At 62.1% G+C, this 21,520-nt stretch carries 13 protein-coding genes and 1 tRNA gene; 6 read left to right on the forward strand and 8 right to left on the reverse strand.

The annotated features are described in order from the left end of the window. Positions 1-35: 35 nt before the first annotated feature. The gene (locus tag JX292_RS06490; protein ID WP_204862742.1) at positions 36-1,193 is read right to left on the reverse strand and encodes a pseudouridine synthase; all 1,158 of its coding nucleotides are present in this window, start codon (positions 1,191-1,193) and stop codon (positions 36-38) included. Between the two features lie 383 nt (positions 1,194-1,576). On the opposite strand from JX292_RS06490, the gene JX292_RS06495 reads away from it, so the two are divergent. After that, a complete protein-coding gene (locus JX292_RS06495) occupies positions 1,577-2,278 on the forward strand; it encodes a TetR/AcrR family transcriptional regulator (RefSeq protein ID WP_239653677.1) in 702 nt (233 codons plus the stop codon). 284 nt (positions 2,279-2,562) lie between these two features. Here JX292_RS06495 and JX292_RS06500 read toward each other — a convergent pair whose 3' ends face one another. Next, positions 2,563-7,947: an Lhr family helicase gene (locus tag JX292_RS06500; protein ID WP_204862750.1), complete on the reverse strand. Its 5,385-nt coding sequence runs from the start codon at positions 7,945-7,947 to the stop codon at positions 2,563-2,565. Between the two features lie 135 nt (positions 7,948-8,082). On the opposite strand from JX292_RS06500, the gene JX292_RS06505 reads away from it, so the two are divergent. Next, on the forward strand, positions 8,083-8,670 hold the full coding sequence (locus JX292_RS06505; RefSeq protein ID WP_204862752.1) for a malonic semialdehyde reductase: 588 nt from the start codon (positions 8,083-8,085) through the stop codon (positions 8,668-8,670). Between the two features lie 145 nt (positions 8,671-8,815). On the opposite strand, the gene JX292_RS06510 is transcribed toward JX292_RS06505, so the two are convergent. The 5 genes from JX292_RS06510 to JX292_RS06530 all read right to left on the reverse strand — a co-directional run bounded on the left by JX292_RS06510 (position 8,816) and on the right by JX292_RS06530 (position 13,548). Beyond that, entirely contained in the window at positions 8,816-9,745 is a 930-nt protein-coding gene (locus JX292_RS06510; protein WP_204862754.1) for a DUF4232 domain-containing protein, read from the reverse strand. A 2-nt stretch (positions 9,746-9,747) separates the two neighbouring features. Further along, positions 9,748-10,068 carry a 2Fe-2S iron-sulfur cluster-binding protein gene (locus JX292_RS06515; RefSeq protein ID WP_204862756.1) on the reverse strand — a complete coding sequence of 107 codons (321 nt, stop codon included), beginning with the start codon at positions 10,066-10,068 and terminating at the stop codon, positions 9,748-9,750. Between the two features lie 356 nt (positions 10,069-10,424). After that, positions 10,425-11,666 (reverse strand): cell wall biosynthesis glycosyltransferase, encoded by a 1,242-nt coding sequence (locus tag JX292_RS06520; protein WP_204862758.1) that lies wholly within the window; start codon positions 11,664-11,666, stop codon positions 10,425-10,427. Then, the gene (locus tag JX292_RS06525) at positions 11,666-13,252 is read right to left on the reverse strand and encodes a DNA repair protein (protein ID WP_204862760.1); all 1,587 of its coding nucleotides are present in this window, start codon (positions 13,250-13,252) and stop codon (positions 11,666-11,668) included. The genes JX292_RS06520 and JX292_RS06525 overlap by 1 nt, the downstream gene beginning before the upstream one ends. 220 nt (positions 13,253-13,472) lie before the next feature. Next, positions 13,473-13,548, reverse strand: a tRNA-Arg gene (locus JX292_RS06530). 584 nt (positions 13,549-14,132) lie between these two features. Here JX292_RS06530 and JX292_RS06535 point away from each other — a divergent pair. The 3 genes from JX292_RS06535 (at position 14,133) to JX292_RS06545 (ending at position 18,449) form a co-directional block, all read left to right on the forward strand. Further along, positions 14,133-15,983 (forward strand): phosphoenolpyruvate carboxykinase (GTP), encoded by a 1,851-nt coding sequence (locus JX292_RS06535; RefSeq protein WP_204862762.1) that lies wholly within the window; start codon positions 14,133-14,135, stop codon positions 15,981-15,983. Between the two features lie 325 nt (positions 15,984-16,308). After that, the gene (locus JX292_RS06540; protein ID WP_204862764.1) at positions 16,309-16,782 is read left to right on the forward strand and encodes an RrF2 family transcriptional regulator; all 474 of its coding nucleotides are present in this window, start codon (positions 16,309-16,311) and stop codon (positions 16,780-16,782) included. A gap of 485 nt (positions 16,783-17,267) precedes the next feature. After that, positions 17,268-18,449: an FAD-binding oxidoreductase gene (locus JX292_RS06545; RefSeq protein WP_204862766.1), complete on the forward strand. Its 1,182-nt coding sequence runs from the start codon at positions 17,268-17,270 to the stop codon at positions 18,447-18,449. A gap of 155 nt (positions 18,450-18,604) precedes the next feature. Here JX292_RS06545 and JX292_RS06550 read toward each other — a convergent pair whose 3' ends face one another. Beyond that, the gene (locus JX292_RS06550) at positions 18,605-20,011 is read right to left on the reverse strand and encodes a phosphomannomutase/phosphoglucomutase (RefSeq protein ID WP_204862768.1); all 1,407 of its coding nucleotides are present in this window, start codon (positions 20,009-20,011) and stop codon (positions 18,605-18,607) included. 137 nt (positions 20,012-20,148) lie between these two features. On the opposite strand from JX292_RS06550, the gene manA reads away from it, so the two are divergent. Further along, complete coding sequence (manA, locus tag JX292_RS06555; protein ID WP_204862769.1) at positions 20,149-21,336, forward strand: mannose-6-phosphate isomerase, class I; 1,188 nt, start codon at positions 20,149-20,151, stop codon at positions 21,334-21,336. The last annotated feature ends 184 nt before the right edge of the window (positions 21,337-21,520 follow it).

Genomic DNA, 21,520 nt, shown 5'->3' on the forward strand with positions numbered 1-21,520 from the left:
TTGGTACCGGGTCATTTCCGGTCCCTCCGGGGGGTTCAGCTTGCCTCCCGCACCGCGTTGTTCTTGCTCTCCCATGCACTTAATGTGCGGCCGCTGTGCAGGCTGATGGGCTCACCGGTGATGGGATGTTTGAAACTCAAAGTGTGCGCTAGTAGCTGTAGCGGGTAATCGGGGCGGTCGGGTCCGTCGGGGAGTACACGTGGGTAGAGGACGTCCCCAAGAATTGGTGTGCCGAGCAGGTTCAGGTGCGCGCGCAGCTGATGGGTCTTACCGGTGTGCGGGGCAAGCTCGTAGAGGCCCCACGGGCGGCCTGGCTCGGCGCCCCAAGCTTCGGCCTCGGCTGGGCTAGGAGTGAAGGTTTCCAGGATGCGTGCGGTGGTGAGGGTATTCGGCTCCACGCCCTGTGCCGCGCACTCTGCCTCAGAAAGCTGCTGCACCTGCAGCACGTCGTGAACCTTCTGGATGTGCGAACGCACCAGCAGCCCCTCCGTGCTCAACGCCTGTTCGGCGGCGGCAGCATCGGCGGGTACCGGCGCCACAGCGCGATAGGTCTTTGAGACCTGGCGGTGCTGAAACATCATCTGGAAGGGGCGGCGTGCCTCCACAGTCTTAGCAAAAAGCAGCACCCCTGCGGTGGGCCGGTCAAGTCGGTGAATCGGAATCAGCAGCGGGTTGCCCTCGCGCACGCGTAGCTTGGTCAGTGCGGTCTGCGCGATGTACGCTCCGCGCGGGGTGGTCGGCAGAAAGTGGGGCTTGTCGATGGCCAGCACGTGCTCGTCCTCGAAGAGCACCGGCAGGTCGGAGGGTAGTTCCGGCTCATCGGCGAGTTCGCGGAAGTACCAGATGCGCTCGCCGGGTACGTAGGGGCTGGAGGCGGTCAGCACTGTGCCGCCGTCCAGGCGCACCTCACTGGTTTTGAAGCGGGCGTGAATGATTTGCGGGTCGTTTGGGTAGAAGCGCGCGATGAGGTAGTCGGCAATCGTGGCGGGGGCGCGTCCGCCGGGGGCGAGCGCCTCCGGTAGTTCTTCGGGCTGGGGGAGCACGAGCTGGATGGGGTCGATACCGTTCTTCTGCGCCAGCGGAGGGGTCAGTAGGCGGCGATGCGTGCGGCGGGCGGGCTTCGTGTGCTGTGTGGAGGTGCTCTGTGCGGAGGTGTTCCGCGCCGGGGCGTGGTGGGATTTGTGGGTGGGCATGGCTCTACTGTACCGGTTGGTGGGGTGGTGTCGGGGGGGCTCAGAGATTTATCTGACACTCATCTGCGATTGTGGGAATAAGACGGGTAAAAAACGAAATATTCACATATTTTTAAAAATATACGGTATTTAATTTAAAAAAATAAAGCTAATTTTATAAAAACAACTTAATGCGTGCGTTATTTTCGAAAAGCCTGTCAAACCATCCATAATAAATACTCCGTTTAGAGTATATAGAACATCGCGGACTAAAAGATGTAAATCATATAGAGACCTGATAGCCTGAATACTCTACGTCATAAATGCTTTAAAAATACTGAGAAGCACATTAAAGCGTTACGATTAAGACACAGGAGTTCGGAAAATCGAACGAAGGGTTCGAAATGGGACAGAAACAGCGTAAGGAAGTTGAGATTAAGGGAAGTTCCCCGGTTGTGCCGGCGCAATCTGACACTTCACGCGCGCCTCAGGGCACAGTCGCCGAGGCTAAAGTTTCTGCGCCGTCCACCGAACAGGGCGCAGAACACCGCACTACGGGTGCGTTGCGCATGGAACCGCATGAACGTGAAGAGCAGATTCTTCAGGTAGCTTCGGAACACTTCGCGCGTAAGGGCGTGCTCGGCGCATCCATGAGTGCTATCGCCCGCGATGCCGGCATCACCCGCGCGCTACTCTACCACTACTTCCCCGGTAAGGACTCGCTCGCCGCGGCGGTCACCCGCCGTGAAGCAAAGGCGGTCCTCGAGGCCCTAGGCGAGCATCAGCAAAACCCCGAAGAGGCCCTGCGCAACGCACTGCGCACGTACTTCCTCGTGGTGGCCGGAGTTCCCATCCCCGGCGGTGAGGACTTCCCGAATAATCCCACGGATTATCTCGAATGGATGCTGCAACGTACCGGCATGCCGGTCAACGACCGCACCCGAGTTATCCTGGGCGGCTGGTTGCAGCTCGTGGACTACTTTGCCCTGCACGTGGTGCAGCTCAACCCCCGCGACCAGCGCACCGTGCGCACCCGCGGGCTGGGGCTGGAAGAGGCCATCGACCTGTGCTTGGGTGCCGTCGATACACTCACCGGAGGCTACTAGCCTCACGGTCCGCAAACGTCCCTCTCCGATGTTTGGTAGCAGGATTCGATGATAATTGGGCTTCGAATCCCCGGACGGATATTCCTCCGCTTGGCCCCGGGTTCGAGCCGGTGGCCCGAGAGATCGCGCCATGGTCCACCATCTCGAAAACTCGAGAGTGTGGCGGATTCCGGGAATACCATCCGGTTATGTGAGTAGGGAACGCAGAGCGCCCCACGCCTCCCCCATGAGGAGGCGTGGGGCGCTCTGTCGTGCACGGAAGGCACCTTGCGGATGCACAGACGCTAAAGAGGCCGGCGCATCGAGAGCCCGCGCACCGTCGTATAGAACCCCTGATGCTGCAGGGCGCGACGCAGAGTCTGCACCGGATCCTCACCGTTCCGGTCGAAGGTGGGGGAGCCGTCGAGAAGCTCCACGTCGTTGACCTTCTCGATCGAGATTTTATCCATGCCGCCCGAGTCCATCATGCGCGCGATGGCCGGGGCGGCCGCCTCCAACAGAACCGGGTCGGTCGTAAAGATGAGCAGGGTTTTGGCGCCGCGCTCCAAATAGAGCACGGGTGCGCCATCCACGAGCGCCACGCAGGCACCGGCCTTGCGGGCCGGGCGGTGCCGCAGGGGCGCAGATCCCTCCGCGAGCTTCGGTAACTTGGGCCAGGCGAGTGCGGCGCCGTAGGGATTAGCCGGATCCGTGGCGGCCAGAAGCGTCACCGTGAACGTGCCGAACACCTCCTCGGTTGCGGTGCGGTGGGGCTGCTCATCGCGCGAGCCGAGGTGGTCGGCTGCCGAGCGCAGCGCATCCACCGTGGCGGGGGCCGCGAATTGTGCGGCCCCCAGGCCCTCGATGAAGTAGCCGCGGCGCACGAGCGCGCGGTCCTCGGCCTCGGAGTAGATGCGGTAGAGCTGGCTGAAGCCACCGGGGGAGCCCTCGCTCTGCAGGCAGCCGCGAGTGAGCACTCCGTAGCGGTCCAGGAGCAGATCGGCGCGTGCCAGGGCGGCCACCGTGGGGTCCAGGGGCTCGCCCAGCAGGGAGTCCACGCGAGAGAAGCGTCCGCTATCCTGCGGGGCCACCGGTAAGGGGCCACCTCCGGCATACCCGCCGCGCGGGGAACGGCCCATCGAGGCTCGCGCCGCCGCGATGCGACCGGCTCCGCGGCGGCTCACTCGCGAGAGGCGAGGGGCGGACGCGGGGGTCGGATGCGCGCTCCTGGCCCCCGCAAGCATCGCGCGGACCGGGCTGAAGGAATCGTTCGTCAGCACGCCGGCCCACACGAGGCGCCACAGGGCGCTCGAGAGCTCGGTAGTATCCGGGAAGGAGACCGTCTGACCGGGGGCCGCCGCCTCGCTGAGAATCTGGACGACCCGTTCGCGCAGGGCCGGCACGAAGAGGCCGCCGTGGGCGAGCGCCTCGTGGATTGCGTGCTCGAGGGTGCCGGGGGTCTGCATGTGCTCGAGGAGCTCGGGCTCCTCCTCCCGCAGAAAATCCGCGGGATAGCCGGGGCCCAGGGTGAGCGGCGCGCTCTCGCTCAGGTGCAGGCGAATCCAGCCGTCGGAGCGCTGGGAGGCGCCACCGAGCCGACCAGCCCCGGTGAAGAAGACGCGGCCGGTCATCATGAGCTCGTCGAGTAGGTGCGGGCGGTAGCCCTTGATGCGGGCCGGCAGGATCAGCGTTTCCAGGGCGGAGGCTGGCATGCGCACACCGGCCAGCTGGTCGATGGCGGTTAGCAGCTCCTCCTGCAGGGTGGGTTCGTCGAGGCGTTGTGCGCCGTTGGGGGCGTCGGCGTGCTCCTCCCGGACGTTCTCGGGTGCGGCAGAGGTGAGGGGCGCGGGCGCCTCGTCGATGATTCGGGCCGTGCGTTGCGGCTCGATGTACGCGCCGTAGGCGCTCGCCTCGGCCAGGGGCCGGGCCACGCGCACCGATAAAGAACGAACGTTCTGCCATGCGGGCAGGAAGAATCCGTAGGCCCGCGCGGGGACCGGCTCAATCTCCTGCCGCAGTGCTGCAAGCGAGCGGGCGCGAATCGTGCGTAGAACCTGCACATCCACCCACTCGGGGGAGCCGCCCGGACCCTCGGCCCGCTCGGAGGCGCCCCGCATCACCTCGGGCAGGAACTCGCCGGAGGTCACGCGCCGCTGGCGCTGCAGGCGCAGCAGCACGGGGAGAAGCACGCCGGTGCCCACCGGGGTCAGGCGAGAGAAGTGGGCCGCCGCCTCGTGCACGCCGAAGGGAATGTGGGTGCGGGCAAAACGGGAGACCAGGTCCTCGAGGGGTTCGGCCACCGGCTCCAGGAAGGCGAGGGGTAGCGCCGCGGCGGGCATAATGCCCAGGCCGTCGCGCAGGCGGGCCGCGTCCTCAACCGCGGCGTAGTAGAGCTGCGGGCCGCTTTCCGGGGTACCCGGCCCCTCGAAGGTGTAGGCGCGTCGCGCGTGCACGAGTTGCTCGGCCAGCTTGTGGGCGTACTCCTCGCTCACCGGGGGTTCCGCGGGGCGGTGCTCGGCGGATCGATCCGGAGTTGCCGGCTCGGGCTCGACGGACTCCGGGTGGAGTCGCTCGGCCAGCTCGCGGGCGCTCAGCGGGCCCAGCTGTCGCAGCAGGTCCGCCGCGCCCTCCACCCCGGAGGCGCGGTAGCGTTCGCCCGTGCGCTGCAGGCGGGCCAGGGTCTGCGTCAGCACCGCAGGGTCCAGCAGCTCGCGCAGCCCGGTTGTGCCCAAAAGCTCCGCGAGCATGGCCGGGTCCAGGGCCAGGGCGGCGGCGCGGCGCTCGGCGGCGGGCGCATCCGCATCGTAGAGGTGCTCGGCCACGTACTCGAAGAGCAGGGTGCGGGCGAAGGGCGAGGGAGCCTCGGTCTCCACCTCCATTAGGGCGATGCCGCGCGACTGCAGGGCGCGGTGCACCTGTAGTAGGGCCGGCAGATTGTACACGTCCTGCAGGCACTCTCGGGCGGTTTCCAGCAGGATGGGGAATTCGGGGTACTTGCGGGCCACGTCCAGAAGCTGCGCGGCGCGCTGGCGCTGCTGCCAGAGCGGCGTGCGCTTGCCCGGATTACGCCGGGGTAGCAGAAGGGCGCGGGCTGCGTTCTCGCGGAAGCGCGAGCCGAAGAGGGCCGAGTCGGCCACGCTATCGGTGACGATGCCCTCCAGCTCTTCGGGATCGAAGAGGAAGAGGTCGGCCCCTGGCGGAACGTCCTCCATCGCGGGCAGACGCAGGATGATGCCGTCGTCAGCCGCCATGACCGAGGCGTCCACGCCGTAGCGCTCGATAATGCGGGCGCGCACCGCGAGGGCCCAGGGGGCGTGCACCGAGTAGCCCAGGGGCGAGTGGAGAATCAGCCGCCAATCGCCCAGCTCGTCGCGGTGACGTTCCACGATGAGGCGCCGGTCGGAGGGAACGGCACCCGTGGATTCGCGCTGCTCGCGCAGGTAGGCCAGCAGGTTGTCCACGGCCCAGCGGTCCAGGCCGAGCTGCTCGAGCTGTCCGCGGGCGGCGGGTGCATCCGCGGCCTCCAAGCTGGAGAGGGCTCGGGTGAAGGCGCCCGTTTGCAGGCCCAGGGCGTAGGGGCGTCCTGCGCGGTCGCCGTGCCAGAAGGGCAGGCGCGCGGGTAGGCCGGGGGCGGGGGTAACGCGCACCGCGTCGTGGGTGATTTCCTCGATGCGCCAGCTGCTGGCACCGAGGGTGATAACCTCGCCGGCCCGGGATTCGTAGACCATTTCCTCGTCGAGCTCGCCGACGCGCTTGGGGCCGCGTTCCTCGTCCCCGCCAACGAGGTAGACGGGAAAGAGGCCGCGGTCGGGGATGGTTCCGCCGCTCGTGACGGCGAGGCGCTGAGCCCCGGGGCGGCCCTCGATACTGCCGGAGGGCGCCTGCTCGGTGGGGGTTCGATCCCAGAGGATGCGCGGGCGCAGCTCGGCGAACTCGTCGGAGGGGTAGCGGCCGGCGAGCATTTCGAGCGTGGCGTCGAAGAGGGCGCGGGGCAGCTCGGTGTAGGGGGCGCTGCGGCGCAGGGCCTCGTACCAGGAGTCAACGCTGATGGGCCCAAGGGCGCAGGCGGCCACGGTCTGCTGGGCGAGCACGTCCAGGGGGTTGGTGGGGATTGCGAGCGGTTCGAGGGTGCCGCTGCGCATGCCCGCGAGGGTCACGGTCGCCCCGAGGAGGTCGCCGCGGTGCTTGGGGTAGAAGACGCCGCGGGAGATATCGCCCACGCGGTGGCCGGCGCGGCCTACGCGCTGCAGGGCGGAGGCGACGGAGGGAGGCGCGGCCACCTGAATAACGAGGTCCACGTGGCCCATGTCGATGCCCAGCTCGAGGGAGCTGGTGGCCACCACGCAGCGCAGGGTTCCGCCCTTGAGCGCCTCCTCGATGAGGGTGCGCTGTTCCTTGGAGACGGAGCCGTGGTGTGCGCGGGCGAGCGGTGGTATCTCGGTGATGCCGGAAATACCTGCCGCATAGTCTTCGGGGCTGATGCCCTGCTTTGCGAGGGCGCGGCGTAGGTGAATGTCGTTGAGCGCGGCGGTGAGCTTTTCGGCGAGTCCGCGGGAGTTCACGAAGACGATTGTAGAACGGTTGTTCTCGATATGGTCGACGATGCGTTCCTGCACGCGGGGCCAGATGGAGGTCTCGGCGCGTCCCTCCGTCCCGCCTGCGGCCTCCGCGTAGGCTTCGGCGGGGTTAAGAACGGCGTTGAGTTCAAGGGAAGCCTCGGAACCGACCGAGGGTGCGGCGGGAAAGACCCCGATGGCGTCCTCAAGGGTGTAGCCGGGGGCAGAGAGGCTCTCTGCGGAAGGCTCGGTAGAAGGCGCGGCGGAGGGTGGGGTAGTGGGCGCGGCGGCGGAAAGAACCGGCTTCGAGGCGTTTCCTGTCGCCTCGCCGGGCCCGTAGAGACCCTGCCCGTACTCGTTTGCCCCACCGAGGGCTGCCATGTCGGGAACGGGAACGCTCAGGCTCAGGTCCCAGCGCTTGGGCACCGGCTTGCTGACGATGTTTACGGGTTGCACACCGCCTAGAAAACGAGCCACGGCGTCGGGATTCTCGATGGTCGCGGAGAGCCCGATGCGCTGGGCGGGTTCGGGCAGGAGTGCGTCCAGGCGTTCGAGGGAGACGGCCAGGTGTGCCCCGCGCTTGGTGGCGGCGAGGTTGTGAATCTCATCCACGATAACCGTGGTAACGCCGGCGAGGGTGTCGCGGGCGGCGCTGGTGAGCATGAGGTAGAGGGACTCGGGGGTGGTGATGAGGATGTCGGGCGGGTTGCTGATGAGCCGGCGGCGCTCGCGGGCGGGGGTGTCGCCGCTGCGCACGCCCACGGTGATGAGGGGTTCCTCCGGCACGCTTCCGGTGTCCGCGGTGCTCAGGCGCGTGATGCCGGCCAGTGGGGCCCGCAGGTTGCGTTCGACGTCGGCTCCGAGGGCCTTGAGGGGTGAGATGTAGAGAATCCGCGTGCCGCGCGGAGGCAGCGCGGTGCCGGGGACCTGCTCGCGGTGTTCGCGGTAGAGGGCGTCGATGGACCAGAGGAAGGCGGCAAGGGTTTTGCCCGAGCCGGTGGGGGCGATAATGAGGGTGTTGCGGCCTTTGCGGATGCTCTCCCATGCGCCTTCCTGTGCAGCGGTGGGTGTGCTGAAGGTGCGGCGAAACCACTCGCGGACGGGGACGGAGAAGGGGGAGAGTGCATCGGTCATGTTTCAATTATGACGCGTGTTACGGGTCACTTGATTTACGGGTGGTGCGGGGGTGATGATGGCTTGACAGGTAACATGCAGGCCCCATAATATTTTACCCGTAAAATAATTTGGGAACTCAGTAAAGGAACCAACATGACCCGCCTAAATGAAGAACAGCTCGTCGCACTCTTCCACGAGCCTCGCACCGCCTACTCCTTCACCGACGAGCCCGTCACCGACGAACAGTTGCACCGCATCCAGGAGCTCACCTTCTACGGCCCCAGCGCCTTCAACAGCCAGCCCCTACGCATCACCTGGATCAAGAGCCCCGAAGCCCGCGAGCACCTCATCTCCTACCTGGTGGACAGCAACAAGCCCAAAGCCGAATCCGCACCCATGATTGCATTGCTCTCGGCAGACCACGGTTGGGTCGAGAAGGCCGACACCTTCAACCCCCGCTCCGCGGAGTTCATTAAGGGCTACTACGCTGACGAAAACCTGGCCAAGCCCACCGCCGACCTCAATGCACACGTTCAGGCAGGCTACTTCATCACCGCGATTCGCGCCCTCGGCCTAGACGCCGGCCCCATGACCGGCGCAGACTTTGAAGGCCTGAAGAAGGAATTCCTGGCCGGTACTAACGAGCAGCCCTTCCTGGTGGTCAACATTGGCCACGGCCTCCCCGCCGGCTACGATCGCCCCGTGCGCTTTGGTCACGAGGACGTCACCCGCTCCGTCTAAAACGAGCGAAAACACAGCATAACCTTCAGTTCTAGAATAAGCTTTAGGTTGAGATATAGTTCAAGGGCGATTCCCCACAAAGATGGGAACCGCCCTTGAACTATATGTATATACGCGCAACCGGTTCTAGCCCTGAAACGCTACGTTAGCGTGCACCAAACTGGCCCACGGACAGCTGCGGAACCGAAGAGGAACAAGCCGTCGTATCAAAGGGGACCGTGACGCCGTTCCGGTCGCCAGTGAGACCCACCAGGAAGCCCTCCACCTGCCGCGCGCCACAATTATTGCCGAAACGATCCGGATTGACCGAACGCATCACCACCGTGGTGCTATCACCCGGGGCGACGGTCACACCGGCAGGGTTCATAAACTCGGAAGAGTTAGAAGCCTCGCGTCCCACCCAATTACCCGAAGAATCAGCGTAAATCACGCGCGGGTAACCGCGCAGGGAACACGGCGAATCGGTGAAGTTCTGGAAGTACAGCGTGAGAGTGCGCGCACCGGGAGAGTTATCCGTCACGGCAACCGAAACATTCAAATCGTCCATGGTGCACTGCGCGGGCCCCTCAGCATTCTTCTTGCCGGAGTTATCGGATCGGTTCGAGTCGCCGCTATTACTACCACCGTTACTGCCGCCCGAGGAATTCGAACCCGAATCTGAGGAAGAAGAACCGGAATCCGACGAAGAATCCTGATGGTTCCCGGAATCGGAACCGCTACGGTCTTCGCCGTTATTGCTCTCGCCCTTCTCCGGAGGAAAATCCTCGTGCTTTGCCTCACCTGAAGACGACGAATGCTCGTGATTCTCCGAGCTAGAGTCCTCAGAATGAGCGGAGGAAGACTCCCCATGCTCCGGGGAAGCACTGTTGACAACTGTGATGGAGCCCGGGGCCACCGAAGCGCTAGGGCTCTCGGAGGCCACACGAATCGTGCCGGGCTTCACCGATGCGGAGGCACTCGGGTGTGCCGAGGTGCCCTCTGCATCCTGACCGGCCTGGTGCGCGCCGCATCCACTGAGCGCGAGCACGCCGCAGAGGAGGGTGGTTGATGCGAGTACCTGAGCCGATTTAAACATTGTTACATCGCCGCCTGCATTTGGATTTCTGCTCCGTCCATACCGGGGGCGTACTCAACCTGGCAGCACAGGCGGGAATATTCGTTTGCGACATCATCAACCATGTCGAGCAAATCCTGCTCGGCCTCGGTGCGCTCACCGGAAGCCGGGTAGTGCTCGGGGTCAATGAAGGCATGGCAGGTTGCGCAAGATGCGTTACCGCCGCAGGTGGCGAGGACCGGCACACCGTTAGCCTGGAGGGTTTCCAGGAGGGTGTGGTGGTCTTCCCACTGAATATCGTAGTGTTCGCCTGCTTCGTCAGTGACCTTAATCGTTACGCCCATACGTTCTCCTTCTTCTGTAGTGATGCGTTTCTATTGTAGAGGTAGGGGCCGGTATTAACCCCACCGGTGTGATAACCCGAACTCTAGCGTCACGCATCCTGCGGGAACGCATATTAATTTTTATGCTGAAGAGCACGGATGGCTCGTTTCCAGTCTACCCGTTGAGCCTTTGACATGCGGGGAAAGACCCGTCATTTACTCCTGCCCCGGCGTGCAAATAAATACCGTGGAAGGCATAAAGACGCAGGGGCGGGGCATCGGGAGTACAGTCCCGAACCCCGCTCCTACGACGGACGCACAGCCTAACATGCACCGTGTACCGAACCGGGCCTACAGGCCCGATCTATACGTGTGGTCTATTCGGTCCCCGCGCTACTCTCCGATACGGAGTCCTCCGCCGGGAGCGCATCCTTTGCGGAGTTGTTGGCAGGGTTGGTGCCCTGCACAATGCCACGCACACTATCGCGCGGATCAGCGTAGCGCAGGTCAATGCCGAAAGTATTACGAATCTGGCGCGCAGAATTCAAGTGCCAACGCTGCGAGTCGGAGGGAGTCACCGACGTGACAGCCTTCTGCCCCGGAGCCAGCGCCTCGTGACGGATGTCGTAGTGCTTACCGCCCATCGTCACCGTAAATCCGTGCTCCTGTAGCAGCTGGACGAACTCGTCCACGTCATGCGGAATCTTGCGGCCGCGCTGACGCTTGCGTCCGCTCATGCGCGGCTGAGACTCAAAGGGGTTACGGTTCGCGGCGACACCGCGTGCAATGCGGATGACCTGCTGCTCGGAGTGCGAGAACTCCACCTGGTACCCGTTGAGAGAATACACGGTGCGGCTCGTACCCGGAATAGGCTGGCGGTTATCGGCCTCATCCAGGATACGTGTAATGTATTCGCTCGTCAGGCCCAGGGCCTTGAGCTGGCTCTGAGCATCGGGAGAGAGCTGGTAGCCGCCGGCTGAGGCCTTGAGCGGGCGCAGAGCCAGAACCTCCACGGTGAGGGGGTTGAGTACAACCTGGTAGCCTAAATCCTCGTGGGTGTAGAGGGTGACTTCGCGGCCGTATCGGTTTTCCTCGGCGGTCTCTTCGCGCACTACGCTTTCGGGTGATTCAATAATCTCCAGTAGCAGGGGGTAGCCGAGGTCGTGGCGCATCATGTAATCCATGACTCCGGGCAGTACCCCGTAGATGCGGCGGCTTTCCGGCACTTCGCCGTAGAACTCCTGCTCGATACGCGCGGCGATACGCTGATTCTCGAGCGGCACCTCCGTCAGCGGAATGAGCCGCTGATTGGAGGGGCGAATCTTGGCGCGTGCCGCGGCGGGCTTGGGAGTCTTGCGGTAGGCCTCCACGAGAGCCTGCTGCTGCTGCACGAATTCGTGGGCGATGAGAGGCATCAGAGTGAAGTAGAGCTCTGCGGCCTCGGGACGGATTGCGCCGTGCTCATCGAGCAGGGAGGTGCCCTCGTCATTGGTCAGGTCCCAGATGCGCTCTGCCGCTTCGCCATCCTCCGCCTCGCGGTAGCTGTAGCCGGCCAGGGAGGCCAGTTCCTGCAGGCGCACGTACACCTCGAGGGGAACGGTAATCTGCTTGGCTGACATTACTTCTCCTCCTGAGTGTTCTGGTGCTTGTACTGTTCGGACGTGGCGGCCTCGGCCTGCCGGTTAATGGCGTCGCTGAGATCCTTAATCTGCGCGCGCCGCATGACTTCGGCGTGCAGGGCCTGGAAATCGGGGGTCTTGGTCAGGGAGAGCACGGTCCGCTGATCCGGGGAGATAGTCAGCTCCAGCCCCTCCGCGGCGTAGATGCGGGTCCAGCCCTCACCCATGCGCACGCTCTCGGGGTTTTCGAGCGTGCGGACCATAAGGTCGAAGACGAACTCGGGGTTCTTTGAGAGGAAGACTCGGGCGCGCTCGCTGAAGGCCATTTCGAGGGCGCTGAGCGGGGTGTACTCACTGTGGGCCAGGGGCGCGTTGTCCCCGTCGTTGCATTCGGCTTCGTACTCGTCGACGACGGTGATTAGCTCGGCGGAGGCGGTGTTGACGTCCACGCGATAGTCGTCATACCTGAAGCGAATCGTCCAGTCGTTGACGCGTTCTGCCATACCCTCGCCCAGGATGGTACGCACGAGATCCTCGCTGAGTCCCTCGCGCTCCATACGCTGACGCAGCCCGGGACGGATGCGGTAGGTGCGCTCGCGATCCTCCGCGGTGACCTCTGCGGGGCGGGCGGGAGCCGCGGATGCGGCCACCTCAGATGTGGCCGGCGCGGTTCCGGCGGAAGGCACGGGCATCGGTGCCGGGGTATTCGGGACATCCGGAGTGATGTTTCCCGGGGTGGCTTCCTGCTCTGCTTCCTGTTCTGCGGCCTGTTGCCGGGCGCGCAGGCCCTGCAGGTACTCCTCGATCTGCGGCGGGCGGTAGGTGAGCGTGGCTTTGCGGAACATGCCGGGTGAGGGGGCCGCGGGGACAGCGGGTGCCGAGGGCTTCGGGGCGGCCGGGCGCGTTTCGGAGGGAGTCTCGAGGGGCGCGGAGGCAACCGGTGTGGGCGCGCTGGGCTTCGGCGGAGTAGGCTTGGGCGCCGTGAATTGGGCAACGGAAGGCTTGGGTGCGCTGGGTTTGGGTGCGCTGGGTTTGGGGGCCTCCGAGGGAGTGACGGTCTTCTCCTCGGGTACTTGTTCTCCGGAAGTCCCCTGCTCGGCTCCCGCGCGGGCGCGGCGAGCTATCAGCGCGGGAGAGGGGACGGGTTTAGGTTGCTCTGCGACCGGTGCGGTTGCTTCGGCCGGCGCGCTCGTCTCTTCGTCGTTGTGTACGGCGGTCTCCCCAGCTTCGGTCACGGTTTCTGCGGTGGGGGCCTCTGCGCCGGTGTCCTCAGGGCCTTCTTCGGCATGGTTTCCGCGCAGGAGGGCAGCTATGAGCTCCTGGCGCGAGGTGTACGGAATAATTTGCTCAGGTGTATCGATGTAGCGCGGGAAGTTTTCGTAAAGAATTTTTGCGGCGCTTTCGAAGAGCTTCTCAACGCCCGGCACTTCGGCGGGGGAACAGGGGCAGAGTAGCTCGTGGCGCTGATCGTTGTAGAGGGCCCAGTGGGCGCAGCGCTCGCTGGGGGCGAAGTAGTCGAGTGTTCCTAGATCTGCAATATCGATAAGCGCACCTATGAGGGATTGCGGGATGGATAACTGAGCCATGATGCTCCTTTGCATGAGGTGTATCCCCAACTTGGGCGTCGAGGGTCTTTCTTCCATCCTATGCGTTTTTTCATCGGTGTGCGCCGGAGCACGTCATATTATGCGGATGAAATGCGAATTTTTGGTGTGGATGCGGTTGGTGCGTCCGTAACCGGGGCGGAGGTAGGGCGGTTTTGTTAGGGATACAAAAAATCCCCGGTTCCGAAGAACCGGGGATCGGTGGTGCGCCCGAAGGGATTCGAACCCCCAACCTTCTGATCCGTAGTCAGATGCTCTATCCGTTGAGCTACAGGCGCATGTTCCTCGCTTCGGATTTCTTCAACCCGCCGCGGCAACAGGTAATACTATACGAGGGTTTCGAAGAGCCTGCAAGTCGAAAAACTCCAGAAGGCTCCGATTTGTGAGTGTTAAAACCTGGTTATGCCCTATTTTCCCGCGAGATTCCGGGGTTTTTGACCTGAGAAAAATTTTTTAAAATATTTTTGCGGTACCCCAAAATGGGGGAGCGTAGAACCTCGATGGCGCCCTAAACGCCTCATGCGCCCCTCTTCCCGGACCCGTAGAATTTCCGAATCAAATCCCCATGCTGTTCTCATGTAGGGGGCGGGTGCATCCCTGACCTATTCGCCCTGGTCGACGCCTCACCGAATCCCTATCCAATCGGTGTGACGGGCAGAACGTGAGAAATAACATCGTAGAAGGGTGTTTGAGTCATTAATGCGATATTCTGTAAGCATCACGAGGAAGTGGCTTCTGTCCAAGCGTGCATATCTACCGTCATTTGCACGCTTGTAGTTTTTAACTGCTTCTTCGCTACCGCAGACCTATCGCGGATCGACGTAGTATCCGCGGTATTTACCGATTGAAGGGGAAAACGTCAATGGCTGACACCTCAACTCGTACTCTCTCTGCCGAACTCGAAAAGGAGCTGCAGGGCGCACCCACTACCCACCAGGGTCTTCTGGAATGGGTTCGCGAGGTTGCCGCGCTGACGCAGCCCGACCACATCTACTGGGTGGACGGCTCCGAGGAAGAATATGATCGCCTTGCGCAGGAGCTGGTGGACGCCGGAACCTTCGTTCGTCTGAGCGATCACGAATTCCCGAATTCCTACGCTGCTTTCTCCGACCCCGACGACGTAGCACGTGTCGAGGAGCGCACCTTCATCTGCTCTGAGACCGAAGAGGGCGCTGGCCCGACCAACAATTGGCGTGACCCCGTCGAAATGAAGAAGACTCTGACCGGCCTGTTCGAGGGCTCGATGCGTGGCCGCACCATGTACGTGATTCCCTTCGTCATGGGCTCGCTGAAGGCGAAGAAGCCCAAGATTGCCGTTGAGCTGACCGACTCCGCATACGTCGTGTGCTCGATGCGCATCATGGCAACCATCGGCAAGGACGTTCTGGCTAAGCTGAACGAAACTAATGGCTTCTTCGTCAAGGCCTTGCACTCCGTTGGCGCACCCCTGGAGCCCGGTCAGAAGGACGTTTCCTGGCCCTGCAACCCCGAGAAGTACATCGTCCAGTTCCCCGAGACTCGCGAAATTTGGTCCTTCGGTTCCGGTTATGGCGGCAACGCGCTGCTGGGCAAGAAGTGCTATGCACTGCGTATTGCATCCGTCATTGGTCGCGACGAGGGCTGGATGGCAGAGCACATGCTCATCCTGAAGGTCACCAACCCCGAGGGCAAGGTCCGCTACATTTCTGCGGCGTTCCCCTCGGCTTGCGGCAAGACCAACTTCGCCATGATGGACCCGACCATTGAAGGCTGGAAGGCCGAGATGGTCGGTGACGACATCTCCTGGATTGAGTTCGATGAGAACCACCAGGCACGCGTGGTCAACCCCGAGGCCGGCCTGTTCGGCGTGGCACCGGGCACCGGTTACTCCACCAACCCGAACGCTATGAAGGCTATCGCCAAGGGCAACACTATCTTCACCAACGTTGCTCTGACCGACGACGGCTCGGTCTGGTGGGAGGGCAAGACCGACGAGGCTCCCGCACACCTGATTGACTGGACCGGTAAGGACTGGACTCCCGAGTCCGGTCGCCCGGCAGCTCACCCGAACTCCCGTTTCTGCACTCCCGCGTCCCAGGTGGATATGCTCGCTCCCGAGTACTACGATCCCGAGGGCGTGCCGCTGAGTGCCATCGTTCTGGGCGGCCGCCGCAAGACCACCGTTCCGCTGGTGTCTGAGTCCGATAGCTGGGAGCAGGGCGTGTTCCGTGCCGTCACTCTGTCGTCGGAGACCACCGCGGCTGCTAAGGGCGCTGTCGGTGTGATTCGCCGCGACCCGATGGCTATGCTGCCCTTCATCGGTTACAACGCCGGTGACTACTTCCAGCACTGGATTGACCTGGGTAAGAAGCACGGCGCAGAGAACATGCCGAAGATTTACTACGTCAACTGGTTCCGCCGTACTCCCGATGGTGGTTTCGCATGGCCCGGCTTCGGCGAGAACTCGCGTGTTGTGAAGTGGATCTTCGACCGTCTGGATGGCAAGGCCGGTGGCCAGGAGACCTTCTTGGGCACCGTTCCCACCAAGGAGGACCTGGACCTGACCGGCCTGAAGATCTCCGACGAGGAGCTGAGTGCAGCCCTGGCTGTCTCTAAGGATGAGTGGGCTGCTGAGCTTCCCGGTATTGACGAGTGGCTGGCTAAGTTCGGCGACAAGCTACCGGTTGAGGTCCGCGAGCAGCGTGATGCTCTGGCCAAGTCCTTGGAGGACTAAGCCACAGGACTGAACCGCTAACGTGTTGAGCGGCTGAAGGGGTGGAATCTCGGTTGAGGTTCCACCCCTTGCCTATATGCCGTGTGTCGGTGCGTATATTTTGAAATGTAAAGCTATACACCGCAAAAGATAATGCGAACGGGCTTAAGAAATATTTGGAGGCCTTCCGGTCGAGTGGGGGTAGGTCTCTAACTTTCGGCTCTTGGGGCACGTCGATACAATGCCTGTGTATGTTTTTAATGTGCCTCGGCCCTCCGGCGTGGTGTATATGCCGCCGGATGCCCTATGGGTTTCCTGCTGAGGACAAGTGGTGAAAGGAGTATCCATGCGTTTGACAGCTTTCTCAGATGTCTCGCTGCGCGTGTTGATGCTCCTGTCTGCTCTGGAGCCGGGACAAAAGCTTTCGACCCAGAAGATTGCGGAGGGTGTGGACACCCCCTATAACCATGTGGCGAAGGCAGTGGCTTTCTTGGTGAATCAGGGGTACCTGGACTCGACGCGCGGTCGGGCTGGGGGCGTGATGCTCTCGGAATCTGGGCGTTCGGTGACGGTTGGTACTATTCTTCGCGCTACTGAAGGCGATATCCCCATGATTGAGTGTGAGGATGAGAATGGCCACTGCCCTCTAGATAAGTTCTGCCGCTTGCGCAATGTGTTGGCGCGCGCTCGGGAAGCTTTCTATGCTGCTGTGGATTCAGTGACGATTACCGAATTGACGGCCGGTGCTAGTCCGGTGGGCCCGATTCTTCTGGAGCTTAGGATGACCCCTCCGGAGGACGCGATTCCTGCTCGTTCGTAGGTTTTTGAGGGCTCAATGGGGAGTCTTGCAGGTTGGTTGTGGGACGAATCCCCCGAGGCCGTGAACGTGCACTATTTTCGAAAATGTGCAGGTTTGAGCTCGCGATATAAAAATGTAAGTAGAGTCACTATTTTTCCATTGCGTCAATTATCTCGTGGAAATATATATTCATGACGGAATTTTTATGCATGTACTGTCGCTAGTCAATCGCAAAATTCTCATCTTTGACGCAAATATATAGTGTCTTACACAGTCGATACTTCGAGTCGTAACAAACCTTAAGTGCCTGCGGTACGGGTTGTCCCCGCTACACGGTACGCCCTGAGAAAACGTAAACAAGGGTCGAGGTGCTAGTGTGGGGGTGTTTTATAAACACTTTGTCACCAACGGAGCGACCCTCGGTACACCTCGTGGCCGTCATCAACGCCGGCTCGCGACGCTTCCGGCTCCCATGGGTGACCGTTACAGGAAGAAGGCACACACCGATGCTCTCCGAAAAGTCCCGTCCCATTATTGAGGCAACGCTGCCCATCATCGCCGAGCGCATTAACGACATCACTCCCGACTTCTACCGTCGAATGTTCGCCGCCCGTCCCGACCTGATGGACGGCATGTTCTCCCGTTCCTCCCAGCTCGAAGGCACCCAGCCCCGTGCACTGGCTGGCTCCATCGCCGTGTTCGCCTCCTACATTGTTGAGCACCCCGACTCCTACCCCGACGAGGTCCTCTCCCGCGTGGCCCACAAGCACGCCTCCCTGGGCCTGAAGGAAGAAGAGTACCCCACCGTCTACAAGTACCTCTTCGAGGCTATTGCCGCTAACCTCGGCGACCTGGCAACCCCCGAAATCGTTGACGCCTGGACCGAGGTCTACTGGCTCATGGGTAACGCCCTCATCAAGCTGGAGAAGGGCCTGTACGCTTCTCAGGCCAACGACGTAACCCGCGCACCCTTCAAGGTCGTGGACCGCAAGGAGACCGGTGAGAACGTCGTCGTGCTGACCTTCGAGCCCGCCGATGACACCCCCATGACCGAGTCCAAGGGTGGCCAGTACATCTCCATCACCGTTCCCGCACGTGACGGTCTGCGCCAGGCACGCCAGTACACCCTGCTACCCAGCAAGAAGAACCAGCGCCGCATCGGCGTGAAGCTCGACCCCAACGGCGAGATGACCTCCATCCTGCACGAGCTGAAGGTCGGTGACGTTGTTGAGCTCTCCAACCCCTACGGCGACCTGACCCTGGAGGGTTTCGGCGACCCCGAGGCACCCCTGTACCTCTTCTCCGCAGGTATCGGTACCACTCCCATGCTCAGCTTCCTCTCCGAGCTGGTTGAGAAGGGCTCGACCCGCCCCGTGACCGTGGTTCACGCTGACCGCCGTCTGGATACCTGGCCCCTGCGTGAAGAGCTCGTCGAGCTCGTCGGCAAGCTGCCGAATGCGCGCCTCATCTCCTTCATCGAGGGCGAGGGCGGCGACTACACCGGCCGCGTCGACGTCTCCAAGCTGGACGTTCCCTCCAACGCCAACGTGTACCTCTGCGGCCCGCTGCCCTTCATGCAGGGCGTGCGTTCCGCCCTGGTGGATGCGGGCGTCCCCGGTAAGAACATCAACTACGAGATCTTCGGCCCGGACCAGTGGATGCTCCACGACCAGGCACGCGAGGCGTAAAAACCCCGTAAGCCGGCTCGTCCGCTAGGTTTCTTAAACCCGGCTAAGTTCTGCTCTTAGACAGAAGAACCTAGCCGGGTTTTTAGAACCCAAAATAAAAATCCCGCCCCGCAGAAATATTCTGCGGGGCGGGATTTTTAGTAGTTAGCTGGTGCTTAGCCCTGGCGAACCAGAGCAAGAACCTCGTCGCGGACGCGCTCCATAGTCGCAACATCCGGTGCCTCAAGGTTCAGGCGCAGGAAAGGCTCGGTGTTCGACGGACGCAGGTTAACCCACCAACCCTCTTCGGTGTTGGTGAAGGTGGTGCCGTCGGAGTCCTCAATGACCACGGGAGCGTTAGCGTAGTGTGCACGCACGCGGTCCACAGCAGCAGCCTTGTCCTCAATCTCGGAGTTAATCTCGCCGGAGGCAACGTACGGGGAGTACTTCGCGCTAATCTCGGAGAGGGGCTCGTCGCCGCCACCCAGAGCTGCCAGCACGTGCATAGCGGCCAGCATACCGGTGTCAGCGTTGAAGAAGTCCTTGAAGTAGTAGTGAGCGGAGTGCTCGCCACCGAACACGCCGTTCTCCTTGGCCATAACAGCCTTAATGAAAGAGTGACCAACGCGGGTCTTCACGGCGCGGCCGCCCAGCTTCTCCACGAGCTCGGGCACAGCCTTCGAGGTAATCAGGTTGTAGATGATGACGGGCTCAGCGTTACCATCAGCCTTGGCGCGAGCAATCTCGCGCTCAGCCACCAGGGCGGTCACAGCCGAGGGGGTCACTGCGTTACCCTTCTCGTCAATCACGAAGCAACGGTCGGCGTCGCCGTCGAAGGCGAGACCGATGTCGGCGCCGTGCTTCACAACAGCCTTCTGCAGGTCGACCAGGTTGGCCGGCTCCAGCGGGTTGGCCGGGTGGTTCGGGAAGGTACCGTCCAGCTCGAAGTACAGGGGAACAATCTCCAGGGGTAGGCCCGGCAGGATGGTGTCGCCCAGAACGGCGGGGGTGGTCATACCACCCATACCGTTACCGGCATCCACCACGACCTTCAGCGGGCGGATGGAGGAGAGGTCCACGAGCTTGCGCAGGTACTCTGCGTAAGGCTTGAGGATGTCCTTCTCGGTCACGGTGCCGACCTTCTCAACCGAAGGAATCTCGCCAGCATCCAGGTACTTCTGTGCCTGGTCGCGGATATCAAACAGACCGGTTTCGGAAGACACCGGAACGGCGCCAGCCTTAGCCATCTTCATGCCGTTGTATTCGGCAGGGTTGTGGCTAGCGGTAAAGGTAACACCGGCAGCATTTTCAACACCGCACGCAAAGTAGAGAACGTCGGTAGAGATCAGACCGATCTTTTCAACGTTTGCGCCGCGAGCGGTTGCACCCTGGGCAAATGCATCCATGAATTCGGGAGAGGAGGGACGCATGTCGCCACCGACCAAGACGGTCTGGCCCTGCAGTCCCAGAACATCGACAAATGCCGCACCGGTAGCGCGAACAGTCTCTGCAGTAATGGTTTCGCCGACGATGCCACGCACGTCGTACGCCTTGAATGAGTCATGTAGATTAATAGTAGTCACGCCTTTTATTTTAGCGGTAAAGAAGTCTGTAAAGCCCCTATAATGGGCAGGTAAAACCTTATAAATTCCGCTGAATATATGGGTTTTTTATCACGTCACTTACATCAAACAGCCCCCAGCGAGAGGTATTTTTCCCCATGGGTGAGATTTTTTCCCTTAAAAACCAGATTCAGAATTATGCGTGGGGTTCACGCGAAATTCTAGGACGTATGCGTGGCGTGCCCGTACCCACCGAACAGCCCGAAGCAGAGGTGTGGGTGGGTGCGCATCCGGCCGCACCCTCGCGCGCCACGGTGGACGGCGTCGAATCCCCGCTGAACGAACTGATTGTGGAGAATCCCTCCCGATTCCTGCGCCCGGATCGAACCTCCGACTGGTTCCCCTTCCTCTTTAAAATCCTTGCGATTGACGCTCCCCTGTCCATTCAGGTGCACCCAACCCCCGAGCAGGCCATCGCTGGCTTCGAGGACGAGCAGGCGCGCGGGATCGCGATTGACGCGCCCTTCCGCAACTACAAGGACCGCTACTCCAAGCCCGAGACCGTTATCGCGCTGAGCCCGATGCGTGTGCTCACCGGTGTGCGCCCCGTCGAACAGCTCAAGACCCTCGCCGCCGCATTTGGCGCCACTTGGTTGGAGGAGCGTGCAGAGCTCAGCCCCAAGCAGCTTCTGACCGAGATTATCCGCCTGCCTCAGGAGACCGCCTCCGCCGCAGTACAGCACCTGGTTAACACCGCCCCCGGCCTGCTGGGCGCACCGAACGAAGTGGTAGCCGACGCTGCTGAGCTCGTGCGGATTGTGGACGGCAAGTACCCCGGCGACCGCGGCCTGCTCGTGGCCTTCGTCATGAACCTGGTGCACCTTGCCCCCGGTGAATCTGCCTTCACCCCCGACGGCCAGGTGCACGCCTACGTTTCGGGTACCGCCATTGAGCTGATGAACCCCTCCGATAACGTGATGCGCGCCGGCCTGACCGCCAAGCATATCGATACCGAGGAGCTCATCAAGGTGCTCGGTGAGAAGCAGGACGCTCCCGTCATCCAGCGCCCCAACCCCGAGGATGGCCCCCTGGGCACCTACGCCATGTGGGATGAGCGTATGAGCGTGACCCGTGTTCGCATTGAAGCGGGTAAGTCGCTGAACTACACCTTCCAGGGTATTAGCGCCGCCCTGAGCGTCGCGGGTCAGGTGACGATTCAGGCCAAGGACGGCAACGGTACGGACGAGTTCGTGCTAGGCGCCACCGAGTCGGTACTGCACGTGGGTGAGCCCTCCGAGGCCGTGCTAAGCGGCAGCGGCGAACTGTATATCGCCTCCTACGTTTAATGTCTAAGTCTCGCTAGAGGTTATAGACATACAAACTTATAAGAATCCGCGGTTTCCTCGATACCTGTATCTATCGGGGAAGCCGCGGATTTTTATTCTCAGGTTTTGCAGGTGTGGGTGTGGCTTCATGAAATAGCGGGCGCCCTCCTGTTATCTGTGGTTTGGGTAACCTATAATTGCTGGT

Source organism: Rothia mucilaginosa, from assembly GCF_901875305.1.
GTDB lineage: Bacteria > Actinomycetota > Actinomycetes > Actinomycetales > Micrococcaceae > Rothia.

Bases quoted from the DNA above. Each gene is read 5' to 3' on its own strand.
- JX292_RS06490 (WP_204862742.1), bottom strand. From the start codon at position 1,193: ATGCCCACCCACAAATCCCACCACGCCCCGGCGCGGAACACCTCCGCA.
- JX292_RS06495 (WP_239653677.1), top strand. From the start codon at position 1,577: ATGGGACAGAAACAGCGTAAGGAAGTTGAGATTAAGGGAAGTTCCCCG.
- JX292_RS06500 (WP_204862750.1), bottom strand. From the start codon at position 7,947: ATGACCGATGCACTCTCCCCCTTCTCCGTCCCCGTCCGCGAGTGGTTT.
- JX292_RS06505 (WP_204862752.1), top strand. From the start codon at position 8,083: ATGACCCGCCTAAATGAAGAACAGCTCGTCGCACTCTTCCACGAGCCT.
- JX292_RS06510 (WP_204862754.1), bottom strand. From the start codon at position 9,745: ATGTTTAAATCGGCTCAGGTACTCGCATCAACCACCCTCCTCTGCGGC.
- JX292_RS06515 (WP_204862756.1), bottom strand. From the start codon at position 10,068: ATGGGCGTAACGATTAAGGTCACTGACGAAGCAGGCGAACACTACGAT.
- JX292_RS06520 (WP_204862758.1), bottom strand. From the start codon at position 11,666: ATGTCAGCCAAGCAGATTACCGTTCCCCTCGAGGTGTACGTGCGCCTG.
- JX292_RS06525 (WP_204862760.1), bottom strand. From the start codon at position 13,252: ATGGCTCAGTTATCCATCCCGCAATCCCTCATAGGTGCGCTTATCGAT.
- JX292_RS06535 (WP_204862762.1), top strand. From the start codon at position 14,133: ATGGCTGACACCTCAACTCGTACTCTCTCTGCCGAACTCGAAAAGGAG.
- JX292_RS06540 (WP_204862764.1), top strand. From the start codon at position 16,309: ATGCGTTTGACAGCTTTCTCAGATGTCTCGCTGCGCGTGTTGATGCTC.
- JX292_RS06545 (WP_204862766.1), top strand. From the start codon at position 17,268: ATGCTCTCCGAAAAGTCCCGTCCCATTATTGAGGCAACGCTGCCCATC.
- manA (WP_204862769.1), top strand. From the start codon at position 20,149: ATGGGTGAGATTTTTTCCCTTAAAAACCAGATTCAGAATTATGCGTGG.